General features: G+C 47.0%; 16 protein-coding genes. 7 read left to right on the top strand and 9 right to left on the bottom strand.

Going from position 1 to position 18970, the window contains the following annotated elements; all coding sequences use genetic code 11:
- Positions 1 to 97: 97 nt before the first annotated feature.
- From EL84_RS27885 to spoVAC, 6 genes are all read right to left on the bottom strand, one after another.
- On the bottom strand, positions 98 to 2311 hold the full coding sequence (locus tag EL84_RS27885) for a DUF4129 domain-containing transglutaminase family protein (protein ID WP_047843812.1): 2214 nt from the start codon (positions 2309 to 2311) through the stop codon (positions 98 to 100).
- Positions 2308 to 3555, bottom strand: coding sequence for a DUF58 domain-containing protein (locus EL84_RS27890; protein WP_176872547.1), 1248 nt, complete (start codon positions 3553 to 3555; stop codon positions 2308 to 2310). Before EL84_RS27890 ends, EL84_RS27885 begins: the two co-directional genes overlap by 4 nt.
- A 3-nt stretch (positions 3556 to 3558) precedes the next feature.
- The gene (locus EL84_RS27895; protein ID WP_036615157.1) at positions 3559 to 4515 is read right to left on the bottom strand and encodes an AAA family ATPase; all 957 of its coding nucleotides are present in this window, start codon (positions 4513 to 4515) and stop codon (positions 3559 to 3561) included.
- Between the two features lie 208 nt (positions 4516 to 4723).
- On the bottom strand, positions 4724 to 5074 hold the full coding sequence (gene spoVAE / locus EL84_RS27900; protein ID WP_047843814.1) for a stage V sporulation protein AE: 351 nt from the start codon (positions 5072 to 5074) through the stop codon (positions 4724 to 4726).
- 5 nt (positions 5075 to 5079) lie between these two features.
- Positions 5080 to 6096: a stage V sporulation protein AD gene (gene spoVAD, locus EL84_RS27905; protein ID WP_036615162.1), complete on the bottom strand. Its 1017-nt coding sequence runs from the start codon at positions 6094 to 6096 to the stop codon at positions 5080 to 5082.
- Positions 6093 to 6596 carry a stage V sporulation protein AC gene (gene spoVAC / locus EL84_RS27910; RefSeq protein ID WP_036615164.1) on the bottom strand — a complete coding sequence of 168 codons (504 nt, stop codon included), beginning with the start codon at positions 6594 to 6596 and terminating at the stop codon, positions 6093 to 6095. The genes spoVAD and spoVAC overlap by 4 nt, the downstream gene beginning before the upstream one ends.
- 784 nt (positions 6597 to 7380) lie before the next feature.
- On the opposite strand from spoVAC, the gene EL84_RS27915 reads away from it, so the two are divergent.
- Complete coding sequence (locus tag EL84_RS27915; RefSeq protein WP_047843815.1) at positions 7381 to 8454, top strand: M42 family metallopeptidase; 1074 nt, start codon at positions 7381 to 7383, stop codon at positions 8452 to 8454.
- Positions 8455 to 8629: 175 nt separating this feature from the next.
- Positions 8630 to 8920: a hypothetical protein gene (locus EL84_RS27920; RefSeq protein WP_053061630.1), complete on the top strand. Its 291-nt coding sequence runs from the start codon at positions 8630 to 8632 to the stop codon at positions 8918 to 8920.
- A 231-nt stretch (positions 8921 to 9151) separates the two neighbouring features.
- Here EL84_RS27920 and EL84_RS27925 read toward each other — a convergent pair whose 3' ends face one another.
- A complete protein-coding gene (locus EL84_RS27925) occupies positions 9152 to 9859 on the bottom strand; it encodes a metal-dependent hydrolase (protein WP_036615169.1) in 708 nt (235 codons plus the stop codon).
- A 275-nt stretch (positions 9860 to 10134) separates the two neighbouring features.
- Between EL84_RS27925 and nirB the strand changes: the two genes are divergently transcribed.
- The 4 genes from nirB to EL84_RS27945 all read left to right on the top strand — a co-directional run bounded on the left by nirB (position 10135) and on the right by EL84_RS27945 (position 14701).
- A complete protein-coding gene (gene nirB / locus EL84_RS27930; protein WP_047843816.1) occupies positions 10135 to 12564 on the top strand; it encodes a nitrite reductase large subunit NirB in 2430 nt (809 codons plus the stop codon).
- A 57-nt stretch (positions 12565 to 12621) separates the two neighbouring features.
- Positions 12622 to 12948, top strand: a complete 327-nt coding sequence (nirD, locus tag EL84_RS27935) for a nitrite reductase small subunit NirD (protein ID WP_036668536.1) — start codon at positions 12622 to 12624, stop codon at positions 12946 to 12948.
- Positions 12949 to 12991: 43 nt separating this feature from the next.
- Positions 12992 to 13774, top strand: coding sequence for a formate/nitrite transporter family protein (locus EL84_RS27940; protein ID WP_047843817.1), 783 nt, complete (start codon positions 12992 to 12994; stop codon positions 13772 to 13774).
- A 297-nt stretch (positions 13775 to 14071) separates the two neighbouring features.
- Positions 14072 to 14701, top strand: coding sequence for a YfbR-like 5'-deoxynucleotidase (locus EL84_RS27945; RefSeq protein ID WP_047843818.1), 630 nt, complete (start codon positions 14072 to 14074; stop codon positions 14699 to 14701).
- On the opposite strand, the gene EL84_RS27950 is transcribed toward EL84_RS27945, so the two are convergent.
- Positions 14702 to 15511, bottom strand: coding sequence for a response regulator transcription factor (locus EL84_RS27950; RefSeq protein ID WP_036668535.1), 810 nt, complete (start codon positions 15509 to 15511; stop codon positions 14702 to 14704).
- Between the two features lie 4 nt (positions 15512 to 15515).
- On the bottom strand, positions 15516 to 17393 hold the full coding sequence (locus EL84_RS27955; RefSeq protein ID WP_047843820.1) for a sensor histidine kinase: 1878 nt from the start codon (positions 17391 to 17393) through the stop codon (positions 15516 to 15518).
- Between the two features lie 177 nt (positions 17394 to 17570).
- Between EL84_RS27955 and EL84_RS27960 the strand changes: the two genes are divergently transcribed.
- Complete coding sequence (locus tag EL84_RS27960; RefSeq protein ID WP_235431596.1) at positions 17571 to 18875, top strand: ABC transporter substrate-binding protein; 1305 nt, start codon at positions 17571 to 17573, stop codon at positions 18873 to 18875.
- Positions 18876 to 18970 lie beyond the last annotated feature (95 nt).

An 18970-nucleotide genomic window follows, 5' to 3' on the forward strand; every position in this document is an offset into this window, starting at 1 on the left:
GTTTCATACGACACACTATATCACAAATCCGTCTTTCCTGAAAATGCATACAGCGCCTGATGGCATAGGAAAAAAGGAAAAACGGGACGGGCAACAACTATGCCCGTTCCGCTTTCAGTTCCTTCCGCAGCTTCAAGGCGGTCTGATAGACGCCCTTCCAGTCGTCGGCAGTTACGGACGCCGGACTGTAACGAGTCTGTTCAAACTTCGTGAGAAGCTCATACAATGTTGCTTCTGCAGCAGGTTTTGCCTGGCTCCAGCGGGCTACCGATTCACGAAGTGTCTCGTCTCCGCTCCGGGTCAACCCTTTGCGTTTCACATACTGAATCCAACGCTCGGTCTCTGCCACTACCTTCTGTTCAGGGGTGAGCGGTCCACCTGTCCGTAGACGAAGCAGGAAGAATCGCATGGAGAAACGATTACGCCAGAACATATATGCTACCCACAATACAATAATGGCTCCTGCAGCCCAGATAACAAAAGTTGGGATGGCAGACGATGTCTGCTCAGGTGCAGGGGTCTGCTCTTCCTCTTGTACCGGCTCCTCTTCTGGCTCTTCTTCTGGCTCATCTACAGGCTGTACATCAGGCTGTTCCGTCAGCAGCGGCATATCAAAGCCCGGCGTTGCTTCAACAGGAATCCAACCATACTCACCAAAGTAAACCTCTGCCCAGGAGTGTGCATCTGCATTGGTAACGGTGTAGGTCGTCTCAATCTCCGCGCCAGGTTGACGCGGGGCCTGCATGTCCGAATTCAGGGACAATTGTCCAGGCGCATAACCTTTAACCCACCTTGCAGGAATGCCCTCCGAGCGCGCCATCATCACTAGCGCAGTGGAGAAGTAATCACAGTAGCCTTCCATAATATCAAACAGGAAACCTTCCACAAAGTCGCTGCTTACTTTTCGAGATAAATCCGGATTGTTTGTGTATTCAAAATTAGTTTGTAAATAGTTTTGCAGTAATGCCACTTTTTCATACGGAGTATTCGCAGATGCCGTTATCTCGGCTGCCAGATCCGAAACCCGGTCAGGGAAACGGGATGGTAACTGCAAGTACATATCATCTGCCGGATTACCGTTATACAGATCTTCATATGACTTCGTACGAAGCTCATCTTCCACAATCACAGGGGCTTCCGATACGATAGTATACGTCTTGGGATACTGCGGTTGCTGACGGTCTGTCACCACATGCAGTTCAGCCTGTTCAGCATTCCACAACATCCGCTCCGTTCTGTCCTCACCATTAATCGAGCTCACTTCCGAGATCGAATAAGCACCAAAGAGAATCGGATAGACATTATCATTCAGCATCGTTACGTTCTGAGTCACTTGTTTGGTATTCACATTACCGGATTCTTGGTTCTCCAGAGGCTGTCCAGCTTGAACATTATCTGTCGTACCCCGTCCACGGTCATCCCAACCTGTGCCTGTATACTCTGCACGTGTCTCACCGCGCCAGTAACTGCGCTCATTGGTCGTGACAGACATGACAGGGGTATAGTCGAAGTTAAAACCTCCACCAAGCTGATTGTCTTCCCTGCTGTATCCCGATTCGGTAGCCGCGGGAATATCAAGGTTTCCGTTACCAGCCTGACTTGTGGAAGTTCCGGTATAGTTACGCCACGCCGTATATGGGTCCGTCAAGGTGGGTGGAATCTCAGGCATATTAACGCTGGCTACAATAATCAAAGAAAAGATAATGGCAATATTGGCCAGGACTTTATAAGGATACCGGATGATTCGTTTCCAACCTTGTGGATACTGTAGCTGATAGTTACGGAAATGCTGGCATACGAGCCATCCCATCCCCGCAAACATCACCCACGCGATTTCAATCCAGAGTGGAATCTGGGTGAAAGAATCGAGAATCCCCATCGAAATGATGTTAACACCCAGAAAAACAAGAATGCGACGTGTTGTGGTCACGAGTCGAAGCGCAGCTTCAAGCATCACCCATGCACACAGGGAGAACCAGATGTACGGCGTCATGTGTAATATGAATTGCTCCGCTCGGTCCGTTAAAGAGCCATAAGGGATGTATACCGTATAATCAATCAGCGTTTTATGCAAAATGTAACCAACAACGACCGCCTTGATGATCGCCCGATAGATCGTTTTGAAGGGCAGAATGACCTCCAGCACACTGACCGCTGCAAGTGTCCATAACACCAGAGAAGTTGTCTCCGTGTACCACGATTCCTGCGTAAATGAAATCCACTGCATTCCAATCAGGAAAATCCAGAGCAATGATGCTGCATGGTACCAGGATCGTTTGCCTGCAATACTTTCATTTCCTTTTGTACTCATACAGAACCTCCCCCCATCACCGTTGGAAGCTCCTGCAAGTGAGAAACAGTGAATGACCTCGTGCCTCTTCCACGCAACATGGCATTCCACTCGGCACTCCGGCGGGATTCACTGGTATCGATCAGAATATGACATGGCGTCATGCCCCGCGTATCGGCCCAGCGCAACAGTTCCATTATTTTTTCATCCTTCTGGGGAGAAATCACGACAAAGTAAGCTCCCTGAGGCAGTTGACGTGCAATTCTTTCCACGCCGGGCAACAGATGGGTATCCTGACCGTTATATTGAATATCCACCAGATGATGCATCATCTTCTGCCGTTCCATCAGACTTTCACTGGGTGCCATGAAGGATGTCTGGTCTGACAATGTCAACAACCCCATCCCCATTCGTTCCCTGACACCATACTCCAGCAGAGAGGCAGCCGTGGAAACGGCAATTTCAAATGCATCCCCATGTTCATAACTTGATGCCAGCGCATCCAGAACCAGAATGGTTTTGGGCACAGACTCATGCTCAAACTCCTTGGACTTCCAGTTCCCTGTCTTTGCCGTTGCATTCCAGTGAATGCGGGAAAGTCGATCTCCGTATACGTAGTCACGTACACCATTGATCTGAGTGGTCTCTCTCCGTGAGCGGGTTAGCGCCGTCTGAGGACCGGATAACCGTGATTTGCGGTCGTAAAGCTGCCAATATGGAATAAATACCGTTCTTGGCAGTACGCGAAACTCACCTTTGGCCTTAAACTTTCCTCGATGTTCAATCAGTCCGAATATGTCCTCGCTGGCACATTCCGTTTCTGAAAAAACATACTTCCCCCGCTCAAGTGGTGGCGTCTGGAATGACAGCTCCCCATTACCTCGCATATTGGGAATCAAACTTTCCTTGAACGACCACGATTCCCCGTTATGCCGATGCAGCATTTCACGCACAACAACATAGGGAAGCGGGAGGAATCCCGGAATCGTCAGACTCAGCTGTACTTGAACCTGGTCACCCGCATGCAGCAATTCTTCGTGGTCTGGACCAGAAGATAACCTACGAACTCCTTGAGCACGTCTTACCCCGCTAAATCCAGCAATGGCAAGGTATACACAGAGCAGGGTCACCATCGACAGCAACATAAGGGATGTCTTCCCGCCCTGAAACAAAACATAAGCCAGACAGCACATCCACACCATTGCGATGCTCCATACGCGTGGGTGGCGTAACCCTCTATTCACTGTTCTCAAAAGCGGCTTCATGAACTATTGCCCCATGGAGACGGGCACGCGTACTTGCTGGAGTACGGCATTCAAAACGGCCTCGGAACTCATACTGTCCAGTCTCGATTCGGGACGAAGCACAATACGATGAGAGATCACATAAGGGGCCATCGTTTTCACATCATCCGGAAGCACATAATCACGTTCCTGCAAGAATGCAAAGGCTTTTACGGCCATCATGAACGATATGGCTGCCCGTGGGCTGGCACCCAGCAATACAGATGGGTGGGAGCGAGTTTGACGAACAACATCAAGCAAATAGTCCATAACCGGATCACCGATAAAGACCTCTTTAATCTCCTGCTGAATTGCCGAGATCTGGTCCATATGAGTCACGGATTCAAGGCGATCTACAGGCTGACCGAGCTGATGCTGTTTCAATAGGATTTTCTCAATTTCCTTATCGGGATAACCTAGACTTATTTTCAACATAAACCGGTCGAGTTGTGCTTCCGGCAACGTATACGTACCTTCAAAATCAATCGGATTCTGAGTTGCACAGAGCATGAATGGATGTGGCAGATCATACGTATCGCCATCAACGGTTACGCTGCGCTCCTCCATCACTTCAAGCAGAGCCGATTGGGTTTTTGTTGTGGCCCGGTTAATCTCATCAGCTAGCAAAATGTTGGTCATCACAGGACCTGGCCGGAAATAAAAACGCTCATCCTTCGGATGAAACACAGATACGCCCGTAATATCACTAGGTAAAATATCAGGATTACATTGAATACGTCGGTACTCACCGCGCATGGATTTCGATAATGCCTTGATTAACTGCGTTTTTCCAGTTCCCGGTACGTCTTCAATCAGAACGTGCCCGCCTGCAAGCAAAGCTGTAAGTAAAAGTTGAATTTCAAAGGATTTCCCCATAATGCAGGATTCCAGATTAGAACGAACTGCGGATATGATTTGGATCGACTCTTTGCGCACAGGCATGTGGTCTAACCTCCTAAAAAAGCATACAGATTTCCTTTTATTGTACATGATCCAGAGTCACGAGTACACTCGAAGGAACTCACAATTTGTTTCCAGCCCGTCAGATTCACCGCAGTTCACGCATGAATACGACAAAAAAGCCCCGGATAAAAGTTATCCGAAGCCTCTGTTGAATCGTAATATGTTCAAGGAGATTTCTCATTTTATGTTAGCCTTTTGGTCTAACGACCAATGCCGCGAGAAAAGAAAAGATGATCGCTGACGATATTCCCGCCGCAGTCAGATCGAAAATCCCTGTAATCACACCCAGCCATCCCTCTTTTTCCAACTCCGTCAATGCCCCGTGCACCAAGGAATTACCGAAACTTGTGATGGGGATGGTAGCACCCGCACCTGCAAATTTAACCAAGGGGTCATACACGCCAAATGCATCCGCAAGCGCACCTGTCACAACAAGTGTGCTCATGGTATGAGCTGGCGTCAGTTTAACCCCATCCATTAGAAGTTGTCCGACAACACAGATTAAACCGCCAACAATAAATGCCCACAAGAACTGCATTACCTTTATCCCTCCTTTTCTATGGCTACGGCATGTGCAATACAAGGAATACTTTCACCCTGCTGGTACGAAATTGGAGACAACAGTGCCCCGGTAGCTACGACGAGCACCCGTTTAAGATCACCCTTCTGCATTCGGTTCAAAATGTGACCATAGGTGACGGTGGCAGAACATCCGCAGCCACTTCCCCCGGCAACCACATAAGGCTGTTTCTCCCGATCATAGATCATCAGGCCGCAATCATTAAATACCGTCTGTTCCATGGGAATGCCTTCTTTTTGCAAAAGCTCTTTCGTAATTGGCAGACCGACGGAAGCCAGATCCCCAGTAACAATGAGATCATAATAGCCGGGTTCCAATCCCGTATCCCTGAAATGAGAGATTATAGTGTCGGCTGCTGCTGGCGCCATGGCTGAACCCATATTAAAGGGATCTTTGATGCCCAAATCCATAATGCGTCCAATGGTGGCTTTGGTAACAACGGGACCATCACCCGTACGGGAGACCACGCCACACCCTGCTCCTGTGACGGTATATTGCGCATAAGGCGGCTTCTGGGAGCCATACTCCGTCGGATACCGAAATTGTTTCTCCACCGTACAGTTGTGGCTCACCGTTCCTGCAAGGACATAATCTCCAGCTCCCGAGTCAACAATCATGGACGCTAACGCTAACGTTTCCATGGAAGTAGAACAGGCTCCAAAGACACCCAAGTAAGGCACACCCAGTTTTCGCGCTGAAAAGGAACTGCTGATAATCTGGTTCATCAGATCTCCACCAACAAAAAATTGAAGCTCTTCCTTGGTGATATTTGCATTTATCAAAGCCAGTTGGGAGGCCTGTTCGAGCAGTTTACGTTCTCCCTTTTCCCACGTTTTCTCGCCGATCTCGAGGTTGTCGTAGACATAATCGAAATCAGATGACAGTGGACCCTCGCCTTCTTCTGGTCCTACAACTGCGGATTTACCGATGATCCGCGGACGATTCTCAAACTGCCATGTCTGGCGACCCAATCGTTTCACAGGTGCCCACCTCCAAATCCCAAAAAGGCATAAACGATCCCTACGACAAATGCTGCCACGACACCAAACACAATAACGGAACCAGCAAGTTTAAACATGTTGGCCCCTACACCGAGCACCAGTCCTTCAGCACGATGTTCCAGTGCAGCAGAACACATGGAATTGGCAAATCCGGTAACCGGTACAGCCGTTCCCGCTCCTGCCCATTGAGCCATTTTATCGTAAACGCCGAGACACGTTAGAATAACCGATATGAGAATCATGACCGCCACCGTAGGACTGGAAGCTTCCTTCGATGTCATGTCGAAACCGGCCATAAAAGCCTCTTGAATGGCCTGTCCAATCAAACAGACGGTACCCCCAACCAGAAATGCTTTGAGGCAATTTTTCAGGATTGGACGAGGCGGCTCATGTTTTTTTGCGACTTTTTTGTACTCCTTTTCATCCATGGACAGGGACGATGATTTTTTTTCGCTTCCGGATGCAGATTGAGCTGGCAAGATACAAGACCTCCTCTATGTGAAAATGGTTCAAAGCTAAGGCTGAATGCCAATGTGTGTAATCCTATATTCATTGTTTGTTAATAATCGGAAGGTTATGTATCCGGCGACAGACAGCATATGTTTCCAACAAGATCATGTTGTGAAAGCAAGATGGGAATACGCCGGATCTGAGGACTTTTAGATACGTCTATAAATAAAGAAGAACAATCACGAGCAAGATAAAAAGAACGATAAACAGTACTTTTTCCGTGCCCTCTTCTGGAGGCTTCATTGGATATTTAGCTCCTTCCTGTAAACAGACAAACAAATATTGAAATAAAGAACTTCACAAAATGATGACATCTCCTCCATATATTCATATTCATTGAAGTGGCATCAGGACTGCGACTACAGCGGATAGAGTCATGAAACTTGGACACGGTAAGCGCCCAAAATATGCCTTAAATACGTGACATAAACATGGACAATCACTTGCGCAAGGTTCATACTGTAATGTGACCAGTGGTTAAATAACAAGTCCTCAGCATATTAAAGTGCATGTTCAAAAAGTCTAGTTTTCAGTACCAAGAAGATGGGATGAAGATAGAAATGGAGTAGCGGAGCGTAGGAAAACTACGTGAGCAACGGACATTTCGGCTGAATTTCATATTCGATGCTGATCATGCCGTTAGGCATGATTCGTAATCAAAAGTGGACTTTATGAACTACATTTAAAGGACAACAGGCGGGTAGCCGTTCTACTGTGACCTGAAATACATACCAACAGAGGAGTTGTTGACACATGAATGAAAAAACGATGGATATGTTCCGTACGTTGACGGAATTTCCTTCCGCATCCGGTTTTGAACGTGAGCTTCGCGGCTGGATGAAAGATAAGCTTTCCGCTTATACCGATGAGTTCGTCCAGGATCGCCTGGGGAGTCTATTTGGTGTATTACGCGGGGAGGAATCCGGTCCCAAAGTTATGGTAGCCGGACACTTTGACGAAGTGGGTTTCATGACTACTGGCATTACCGAAACAGGTATGATCAAGTTCCGTCCACTGGGTGGATGGTGGAGTCAGGCTGTACTGTCTCAACGATTGGAAATCATCACACCTGATCGTCGGATTACCGGAGTTGTAGGTTCTACACCTGCACACTTGCTGGACGAGTCCCAGCGGAATAAACCTGTGGATCTGAATTCCATGTATCTCGATATTGGAGCAGACAACCGTGCGGAAGCAGAATCCTGGGGCATTCATCCAGGGATGCAGATCGTGCCGATCTGTGAATTTACGCCTATGGCGAACCCGAAAAAAATTATGGCCAAAGCGTGGGATAATCGTTACGGCGTAGGACTTGCACTTGAACTGGTTGAAGCGCTGCACAAGGAAAAACTGCCTAACAAGCTTTATGCTGGTGCAACGGTTCAGGAAGAACTGGGGCTTCGCGGTGCACGTACGGCGGCCAATTTGATTCAGCCTGATATCTTCTTTGCACTGGACTGTAGCGCGGCGAATGATATGACAGGTGACAAACAGTCATTTGGACATATCGGAGAAGGCGCATTGCTTCGTATTTTTGACCCGGGTATGTTCACCCATCGCGGAATGGTGGAATATGTTCAAGATACGGCTTCATCCAATCAGATTAAAATGCAGTATTTCATTTCACCAGGTGGTACCGATGCAGGTCAAGTTCACCTGAGTGGCATTGGTGTACCATCAATAGTTGTTGGTATCTGCGCACGTTATATCCATACCTCTTCTTCCATCATTCATACGGATGACTACGATGCAGCCAAAGAACTGATCGTGAAGCTGGTCAAAGGTCTGGATCGGACAACGATGAATACCATAATTAATAACGCGTAATAGCTGACAAGAGACCTCCTAACCATCGGGAGGTCTCTTTTTTATATTCACAACGATATCAGTTAGACACGTAGATTAATAGGCCGAACATTATAGGGAATTACACATAAGATACAATAACGGAAGATGAATTAAACACCAAGCAGCGGGGGACCTGTTATGGCAGTGAGAAGGAATGGAAAATCGAATAAAGGTTCCAAAAAAACAAATGCCGCAAACACCCTTCTCAATGGCAACCTTAAAGGAAGTCGTTGCAGCATTACTGGTAAGTGGGAAGTTAAGAGTGGATGCGGTCACGTTGTTTCGAGAAGCTACACTGGTCGTTGAACTGGTCGGGCAGTATAAATCGCTACAAAATATTACACCATCGAATCAAGACAAACTGGTGCAATTCCTCGATGAGATCGGTGGTGATATGACGTTGAATGACGTTATACGGGCTTTCCAACAGAGAATCAATTCCTAAACACCAAGAAATGAGGTTGAAGTGATGTCTGACTTTGACGGAAATGGGTTCGCTGAACTACTGATCATTGTCATTCTTGTTGTTTTATTTGTATTTGGTTCTTCCGATATTGACGACCTGACTGATTCTCCTTCTCAATCCTGAATTGGCTAAGTTATTACGATTTACTCATTATGAAATGCATACCTGTAAACGCCAGCCCACAATATGCGGGCTGGCGTTTTTGGATGGCTATAGAAATAGCGGTGAGAATGCAATCCAGGCCAAAATAAGAGTAAGCACAATGCAGACATTCTCTACAACGGCCCCACGCTTGGTCCCTGTACTCATCAGATTCACCCGTATGCGCCACTTGAGCGGTGGTAACGGACGAATACCCCGATTGGTTAGTGAATCGGCCAATAGATGCATCGCATATGCCGTGCCTCCCGCTACCCAGATCTCCGGTCCCTGCTGCTGGGTCGTGCTGTACAACAAGCCCGCCCATATTGCGGTTCCGTACAGGGTATGTGTCAGTCCCCTATGAGTCAGTGTGGTACAGAGCATTAACAAACTGCCTGCAATCAAGTTCCACGGTGCGAACGCGTGACCATAGAAGACCAGCCCGAGTCCAATCGCAAACATCAACACTTTGCGAAGCGAACGCGAAGGCAGGAATGACACAAGCGCAATGAGGATCGCAAGCAACAGGTTCCATGGTTTGGCATGAACATAGAAGTACACAAATACAGCTGTGGGCAACAGAATCGTCTGTAACAACCTGATCAGACTGTTAGGCAAGGCTCTGGATACCAGCAGCGAATTTGGCTCATCAATGTCAGGCAATAACGAACCAATCAGAGCAACCGTAACTGCTGGCGCGGTCACTGGCATACCGGCCAACTGCAGAACAGAAAGCGACACGCCTGTCCCGATAATAAGGTGGGATCTTCCCATCATGATGCAAAAACGTCCTTTCGAAGAAATCGGGAACAATACGGCCCAGTTCCGATTTTACAACGAAAACAAAATAAGAACAATAGTTCGCATTTCTTATTTGTATGAAAATAAATATAACTTTCTGTGATGGGGCTCACATTATTATATTTATGACTCTTTTATCTTTATTAGTGAATTAAATCACATAAAGTGTCGTCAACCACTTGTATAATTTCAAATATAAACCACTAAAATTTTGAGTAATGTACAGCGTCTATTCAAGGAGGCATACACACATGAACGGAAAAAAAGAGAACCTCATTATCATTGGTAACGGTATGGCAGGAATCAGTACCGTTGAGCAAATTTTAAAATTAACTACGCGATTTGATATTACCGTTTTTGGCACAGAGCCCTATCCTAACTACAACCGCATTATGTTGTCTTATGTACTGGAAGGAAGCAAAACACTGGACGATATCGTACTGAACGACCTTCACTGGTATGAAGATTACGGCATTACATTGCACACAGGCACAACGGTTACACGAATCGATGCCGAGACACACGAAGTTGTGACTGAAGATGGAACTCGCGTTCCTTATGACAAAATCATCATTGCGACTGGCTCCAACTCCTTCATTCTCCCTGTGCCAGGACATGACAAAGAGGGTGTTGTCGGTTTCCGTGATATCGCCGATTGTAATGTCATGCTGGAAGCTGCTAAGCAGTATAAACGAGCGGCCGTTATCGGGGGCGGACTGCTAGGCCTTGAAGCTGCCAAAGGTTTGGTACAACTTGGCATGGAAGTTACCGTAGTGCATCTGATGGAAGATCTGATGGAGCGTCAGCTTGATCCACAAGCTTCAGCCATGTTGAAGGCGGAACTCGAACGTCAGGGTATCCGCTTCAAAATGGGTGCGCAGACCTCCGAACTACTGGGTGGCGAACGCGTTGAAGGGATACGTTTTGCAGATGATACGGTTCTGAATGTTGATTTTGTGGTCATGGCTGTAGGCATTAAACCCAATACGGCTGTAGCCCGCGAAAGCGGTATGGAAGTGAACCGGGGTATTGTCGTGAATGACTATATGCAGACTTCCCTGGAGAATGTGTATTCGGTCGGGGAATGTACAGAGCACCGCGGGGTATGTTACGGCCTCGTTGCCCCATTGTTCGAGCAAGGCATGATTCTGGCGAAACATATCTGCGGTGTGGAGACCGCTCCTTATGAAGGTTCAGTTGTATCCACGAAATTGAAAATTTCGGGTGTAGATGTCTTTTCAACCGGTGAATTCATCGACAGTCCAGAGCACACCGTCATTTCGCACAAAGATGACTGGAAACGGACCTACAAAAAAATTCTGCTTCGTGATAATAAAATGGTCGGCGCTGTTCTCTTCGGTGACATTACGGATTCTGCCGAGTTGCAGAAACTGATTAAAAATCAAACCGAAATGACCGAGGAATTGTACGGTTCACTCATGGGTACAGGCTGCGGCGGTCATAAGAAAGCAACCTCTGTTGAAACGATGCCCGAGGACGAGATCGTCTGTGGATGTAACGGGGTAACCAAAGGAACCATTGTTGATGTAATTACAAACCAGGGCCTTACCACTGTTGATGAAATCAAAGCCTGTACCGGTGCAACACGCTCTTGCGGTGGGTGTAAACCGGTTGTGGAACAGATTCTGCAGTATGTACTTGGAGACAGTTTCAGTACTGGAGCCAAACAGGGCATCTGCGGATGTACTTCCATGGGTCGAGATGAAATCGTAGCCGAGATTCGTGCAAAAGGATTACAAACAACCAAAGAGGTCATGAATGTACTGGGTTGGAGTCAGCCAGAAGGTTGTTCCAAATGTCGTCCGGCGATCAACTATTACCTTGGCATGATTGCACCAGACACACACGAAGATGAGAAAGAATCCCGTTTTGTTAACGAACGGATGAACGCGAATATTCAAAAAGATGGAACGTATACGGTTGTACCTCGGATGTATGGCGGGGTGACTACACCAGCAGACCTCAAACGCATCGCTGACGTTTCAGTCAAATATGATGTAAAAGCAGTCAAAGTGACTGGCGGTCAGCGTCTCGACTTGATTGGTGTCAAAAAAGAAGATCTGACTAAAGTCTGGGCAGAACTGGATATGCCTTCAGGTTATGCATACGCCAAATCGCTGCGTACAGTCAAAACATGTGTCGGCTCCCAATTCTGCCGATTCGGTACACAGGATTCCATGGCCATGGGTGCTCGCATCGAACGTAAATTCGAACGTCTGGATCTGCCAGCCAAGTTTAAATATGCTGTCAACGGTTGTCCGCGGAACTGTGCAGAAGCATGTACAAAAGATATCGGTATCGTTGGTAACGACGGAGGCTGGGAAATATTCATCGGTGGTAACGGCGGTATTAAAGCTAGACTGGCTGATTCCTTATGCAAAGTGAAAACAGATGAAGAGTTGATTGAACTGTGCGGCGCCATCATGCAATATTACCGCGAGACAGGTAACTATCTGGAACGGACTTCCGAGTGGGTGGAACGCATGGGTCTGGAGCATATTCGTTCGGTTGTTGTGGATAACCTTGAGGAACGTAAAGCGTTGATGCAGCGGATTGAATTTGCACTTGAGCATGTTGAAGAACCTTGGCAAAAAGCGATTCGCAATGAAGAAGGCCAGAGTAAAATGTTCCATGGCATCGAAGTATCAGCTCGTCCATAAGTAAGCTTGCAGATTAATACTGCCGGAATGTTAAATATAGATAAGGAGTGGTTTAAGATGACGACAAAACAATCAGGCACCTACTTCCCTGCCGGAGTAGTTGAAGAATTCCTGCCACGAATCGGAAGAGTAGTTGAGATTAAGGATCATCAACTTGCTGTCTTTCTTGCATCGGATGGTACCATCTTCGCTGCGGATAATCACAACCCCCATCCTAAGGGTGGGCCGCTGGCTGAAGGCATCGTGTCCGGGCATTATCTGTACGATCCGCTGTATGATTGGAAAATTGACCTGACTACAGGTCTTGTGCAAGCACCGGACGACGGTCAAGTACAGATGTATCCGGTAAAGGTAGAGAACGGCCAGGTTTGGATCGAAATATAGCGAAACGTTCAAAGATTGATGCAAAATAATGGGGGAAACCGTGATGTATACACCAAGTGTTGAGGGAATTATTGAAGCTGCGGTTAAAAAACGGGATCAAATGAACGCAAGCCTGTCACGATATATGGTTGCTGCCTTGATGGCTGGTGCCTATGTAGGGCTTGGCATCGTTCTGATCTTCAGTATTGGTGCTCCGCTCCTAGCGGCACAGTCACCACTGCAAACTATGTTGATGGGTATGTCCTTCGGACTCGCGCTCACGCTGGTTATCTTTGCCGGATCGGAACTGTTTACAGGTAACAATATGTTCTTTACCATGAGTACACTGGCAGGCCGAACCACAGTGAACGAAACGCTGAAGAACTGGGGGCTCGTCTTTGTTGGTAACCTGCTCGGCGCAATTCTATTAAGTCTACTTATAGTCGGTAGCGGCCTGTTCAAAACGGCTACGCCGGAACATCTGTTATTCGTTGTCTCTGCCAAAAAGATGGCGGCACCCATGTCTGAGTTGTTCTTCCGAGGCATTCTCTGTAACTGGCTCGTCTGTCTGGCGATCTGGATGGCAGCTCGCTCCAAAGAAGATATCGCCAAACTTGTTCTCATCTGGTGGTGTCTGTACGCATTTATCGCAAGTGGTTATGAGCACAGTGTTGCCAATATGACTTTGCTGTCTTTATCCTGGTTGCTGCCAAACCGCCCGGATACAATCACGATGGCAGGCTGGTTCCATAACATGATTCCGGTAACGCTTGGTAATATTATCGGCGGTGCCCTCTTTGTTGGAATGGCGTACTGGTATACTTCTCCGGTACGAAAAAAAGCATAATTCTTGATTCAACTGCACTTATGTAGCCTAGAGCACAACATCTACACACACTGAAGCCACGATGGATGCCGAACTCACGTTCAGTCACACATCGTGGCTTTTTATTGTTTGTCGATAACCTGCGTGCTCTCTCGTACGGTTACCTTTAATCCTCCCGTAATCCTCTCGTCCTTCTATAGAGAATTAAAACTTCATTTTACCTTCGTCGCTATCCGCGTTAATCCACAGTTGACATAACTGGCGTATAGTCGACTCATACTCACACTTATACTCAACCAGCAAAGGATGAACGCTTATATGGGAATTCACACGTACTTCAGGTCACTAAACGATCTTGAACGTATTATTCGTACACCTGGCAAATTCAAATTCGAAGAACACAGCGTATCCGCCCATTCCTGGAAAGTGGTACAGTACGCCAAAACGCTCGCAGATATTGAGGAGCAACATGGAGTCACCATCGATTGGAAGAAGTTATACGAAATCACCAGCAGTCATGATTATGGCGAAATCTTCATCGGTGATATCAAAACACCCGTCAAACATTATTCACTGGAGCTGCGTTCGATGCTGCAAAAGGTGGAAGAAGGCATGGTTGAACATTTTATTAATGAAAATATCCCTGAAGAGTTCCAGCCTATTTTCCGCAGACAGCTGCGTGAGGGCAAAGACCAATCGGTTGAAGGACTGATTCTCGAAGTCGCAGACAAGATGGATCAGGTATATGAAGCCTTTGCTGAGCTCCAACGTGGCAATACGGAGAAGGAATTTATCGTTATGTACCGTTATGCCTTGGTCAAAATCAAAAATATCAACCTCCACTGTGTGCAGTATTTCCTGGAACAGATTCTCCCCGACATGATCGAAGAAGGTATCCGCTCCCCGTTTGATATTCGCAAAATAACCGAAGAAGCTCTGGCCCAGTAATCAGCTCAAGTCAACATGGTGCTCATCATCCATGGACAGGGCTTTTTTTCGTTCCTGCAATTGCAGTCGGTACTCGCTAGGGTACATGCCCGTTTTGTTTTTGAAGATCCGGCTGAAATAGTGGGAATCACTATACCCTACCGCTCCACCAATAGTTTTGATATCCATATTCTCGTGCGTGACGAGCATACGTTTTGCTTCATTAATTCGCAGACCTGTCATATATTTTAGCGGAGTCTCACCCGTTACTTTCTTAAAACACTTTCCTAGATAGTCCACACTAAAATGCATCTGTCCCGCCATGTCCTGAAGTGTAATCTCATGCATGTAATTCTGCTTCAAATACAGCTTAACGGCCTCTGCGATATCCTCCGGCTTCACCTGCTCATCCAGCACGGCACTGACATGGGCAAGCGAATCCACTGCACTCCCAAGCTTCAATTCCATTGCATCCAGCAATGTACGAAGCTGTTCTTCCGATAATGGTTTGAGCAGATAATCCTCCACCTTGTAACTGATCGCCTGCCGTGCATATTCGAATTCATGATAACCACTCAGAATGACAATTTTCACATGCGGATAGGCAAAGTACAGATGTTTGGCGAGTTCCAATCCATTCATTACCGGCATCTGTATATCAGTTACAACCAGATCAGGTACGGAATGTTCAATGAGCTGTAACGCTTCCTGACCGTTCCGCGCTTCACCGATCACCTCGAACCGGGTGTCCAACTCTCTGAATTTGCGCGAGACATTCCGGCGAATCAGGGCTTCATCTTCCACAATAATCGTTCTATATTTGATTGTCACGGGTTCAGTCATGCTCCTTTCGAATGGAACCACCTATGGTAATCTGGACACCGCCGCAAGGCTTGTTCGTAATCTGCATGTGGGCTGCCGTGCCATACCATAATTTCAATCGGACCCATATATTCTTGAGTCCCATGCCGTTAATTTCGAGGTCAGGCATACGCTCCCACTCCTGTGACTGTTCAATGTAATGCATGATTTTGGCAAGTGCCTCGGGTTCCATGCCAGGTCCGTTGTCTTCCACGTGGATCTGCCAGGTCTGCTGTAACTCATCCATATCTCCAGTAATATTCAGTTTCCATGGAGGGGTATCACCCAATCCATATTTCATGGCATTTTCGAGTAGTGGTTGTACCATAAGCATCGGAACCTGGATATACTTCATCTCTTCCGGAATATGAAACTCGTAGTGCAGATCATCCTCAAACCTAATCTTCATACACTCCAGATATCGCTCACAATAATTCAATTCTTGAGACAGGGGAACCCCGTTCTTACCCGGAGTAGAAATATAACGCAGCATAGACGCAATATTGGCGCAGAACGCGACAATCTGCTCATTCATGCCTTCTTCCGCCATGATGCTAATATTAGTGATGTTGTTATAGAGAAAATGCGGGTTCATCTGGGATTGCAGCGCCAGTAATCTCGCTTCTGTCTCCTGAGATTTCATCGCCAGCCTGTCCTGAAACGATTGCACAAGCTGTTGATTCAGCCGGATAAACGTATCATTCAGCTCATCCATCTCCCGAATAGAACCGGGATGCTCCAGCTTGAACAACTGACCCGAATCCTGACCCGATACCAGATCATTCTCACCCGTTTTCTGAATAATACGCTGCAAACGATGCAGCGGCAAAGTAACCCGTTTGGAGATCAGATACGAGAGAATCAGAATCAGCATGAGAGTAGTTAACATGGCACCGATAAACATCACAGCCATCCGGTTGAGACTCGCGAAAAGGGACTGTTTGGACTGCATGACAATAGCGGTCCATCCCGTCTCCTGTGACGTCATGTACGTCATCATTTGTTTGGACCGACTCAAAGGATCGATGATCTCCTGCATCGTATCAGGCGGAAATGAAAGATTTTGAATCAAGTCCACATCATCCAAATGGCCTGCTTGAGAAGCATCGGCAGCCGAAGAAAGTGGAAACAACCTTGTATTTTGTTCATCCACTACATAGATCCGAAGATCGTTGTTACTCGCCTGCAATTCATTCAAATGCTGAAACAGGGTTCCGGCATCCTGCAAAATCTCAACGACACCTTGGCTGACATAATTGCCATCTTTGTATACACGGGTAAGCGAAATGTAAGGTTGATCTGATTTTCCCTCACCGGTCGGCATGGGCAAGGCTCCGCCCTCTAACAATTGGATCACTCGCCAGCCACTCCGCTCCCAGGTTTCCTTGTACCACGGTCGCTGAGTCAGGTCTACCGACAGTTGACCGTTGAATGCACCCGCTCCCAACATCTTGCCATTCACGTCATAGATATTGGCCTGCTTGGCTGTATTGGAACTGCTGATGATCGCGAGAATGACGTCAATTAGTGTGGTTGTATCCTTATACAATGCCGGGTCACTCGTCATTGTCTGCTCACTGTCTTCCGCTGGTGCCAAGTAGTGACTGAAGTGTTCTTTGACCAGATTGGAGTACACGATATTCATGGAAAAGTTGTTCATTTTCACCACTTCCTGATCCAGGTTACTGACGATTGATACCCCCAGTTGTCTCTGCTGTTCTTCACTTCGATGACGAATGTCACTTGCGAGAAAAACATACAGAAGCCCCGCCACAATGAGCGAAAAGATAATAAATACCGCAGAGTAATAGGCAAACAGACTTTGCTGAAGCGTTCCAAATCGATATCGCAATCCCCACACACCTCGTCCTATGATGATATCTGTCACACCATTCGAAAATGTCCACCCAACAGAACGCTTTTGTCTATTGAGCACATCCGCTGTTCACAGTAAAGTTATCCACATAAGAATACGCTTACATTAAGCGTTTCGGCAAGTGACAATTTTCTTTATATTCCGGGAGGTTTAATGATGAGAAAACGATTTCTATTTTCGCTTGCAAGTGTGCTCCTGCTCTCCACTCTGCTGCTTGCCGGGTGCAACTCAGGTAAAAGTACGGAAGGTTCGGGTAAGGTGACACTCACGTTTGGAACAAGCCAATCGGGTATTCCGCGTACAGGCATCATGCAGACGATGGCCAAGGAATATGAGCAGGAGACGGGTGTCAAAATTGACTTCCAGGTCGTCCCTGACGCACAGTGGCGTGACCTGATCAAGGTGAAGCTGGCCTCTGGCGAAGCACCTGACATTTTCAATGTCGATGTGGACCCACTGAGCATGCCGGCTAACGTAAGACCGGAGGAAAATGCCATTGACTTGACCAATGAGGAATTCACAGGTCGGATGTCTGAAGAGATTTTGCCAACTGTCAGTCACAATGACAAGGTGTACGGGGTTTCTTTTGCACCAACGAAAATCTGGTATGTGTACTATAACAAACGTATCTTCCAAGAGCTCGGCATAGAGCCTCCTACATCCTATGCCGAATTCAAGGCCATCAGCCAGAAAATTAAGGATAAAGATATTATTCCATTCTATCAAGCACCTGCCAGCGGGTGGTATCAGGTTCTGCCTTTGTTTGAAACGGGGCCCAACTATGAGCAAACAACAGCAGGAACCTACGAGAAGCTGAACAATAATGAGATGAAAGTAGCTGATATGACGCAACTCAAGACGGTCATTGAACAATTGAAGGAATTTGCGGATCTCGGTTATTTCGGCAAAGACTTCTTGTCCAATACGGTAGAAGCGGGCATTGAGTCGTTTGGTCAGGAGAAAGCAGCGATGTTGCTGCGGGTGCCAGGGACGGAGAAGGAAGTTTCCGAAGCGTATCCGGAAATGGAAGACAATATGGGATTCTTCGTCATGCCATGGGGAGATAATCAGACGATTGGTGTGAATCCGGGCGGATCGGCTGCGATGTTTGGTAACAAAAACAGTAAACATCCCGAAGAAGTGCTGAAATTCTTCCGCTGGATTACCGAGCATGATCATCTGCAACGTGTGTTCGATGAAGGTGAAGGCAATCTGACGATCTGCTGGCCGGAAATCGAACCAAAGCTGACACAGGACTATATTGATTATGAGAAAAATCATGAAAAAGGTACGGTTATGCAGGCCGCTGTGAAATATATTGATCCACAATGGATGGATATTGGCAAGGACTTATCAGGCATGTTCGCTGGCGCAATGACACCGGATCAGATTCTGCAAAATATTGATAAACGTCGTGCTGAACAAGCCAAAGTACTGAAAGATGAGAAGTGGCATTAACATCGCATATTGCAGATAAACATAAACGCTGAACAGCGTTACATGCAGCGGGCATTTGCCCGCTTGTGTATTTTGGCAGGAAGGAAAGGTGTTAC

The sequence above is a fragment of the Paenibacillus sp. VT-400 genome (genome assembly GCF_001029205.1).
Taxonomy (GTDB): Bacteria; Bacillota; Bacilli; order Paenibacillales; family Paenibacillaceae; genus Paenibacillus; species Paenibacillus amylolyticus.

Excerpts from the sequence above, each read along its gene's own strand:
- spoVAE (WP_047843814.1), bottom strand. The coding sequence starts at position 5,074 with ATGCAGTTCTTGTGGGCATTTATTGTTGGCGGTTTAATCTGTGTTGTC.
- EL84_RS27960 (WP_235431596.1), top strand. The coding sequence starts at position 17,571 with ATGATGAGAAAACGATTTCTATTTTCGCTTGCAAGTGTGCTCCTGCTC.
- nirB (WP_047843816.1), top strand. The coding sequence starts at position 10,135 with ATGAACGGAAAAAAAGAGAACCTCATTATCATTGGTAACGGTATGGCA.
- EL84_RS27920 (WP_053061630.1), top strand. The coding sequence starts at position 8,630 with ATGGAAAATCGAATAAAGGTTCCAAAAAAACAAATGCCGCAAACACCC.
- EL84_RS27925 (WP_036615169.1), bottom strand. The coding sequence starts at position 9,859 with ATGATGGGAAGATCCCACCTTATTATCGGGACAGGCGTGTCGCTTTCT.
- EL84_RS27945 (WP_047843818.1), top strand. The coding sequence starts at position 14,072 with ATGGGAATTCACACGTACTTCAGGTCACTAAACGATCTTGAACGTATT.
- EL84_RS27885 (WP_047843812.1), bottom strand. The coding sequence starts at position 2,311 with ATGAGTACAAAAGGAAATGAAAGTATTGCAGGCAAACGATCCTGGTAC.
- EL84_RS27895 (WP_036615157.1), bottom strand. The coding sequence starts at position 4,515 with ATGCCTGTGCGCAAAGAGTCGATCCAAATCATATCCGCAGTTCGTTCT.
- EL84_RS27915 (WP_047843815.1), top strand. The coding sequence starts at position 7,381 with ATGAATGAAAAAACGATGGATATGTTCCGTACGTTGACGGAATTTCCT.
- nirD (WP_036668536.1), top strand. The coding sequence starts at position 12,622 with ATGACGACAAAACAATCAGGCACCTACTTCCCTGCCGGAGTAGTTGAA.
- EL84_RS27890 (WP_176872547.1), bottom strand. The coding sequence starts at position 3,555 with ATGAAGCCGCTTTTGAGAACAGTGAATAGAGGGTTACGCCACCCACGC.
- EL84_RS27940 (WP_047843817.1), top strand. The coding sequence starts at position 12,992 with ATGTATACACCAAGTGTTGAGGGAATTATTGAAGCTGCGGTTAAAAAA.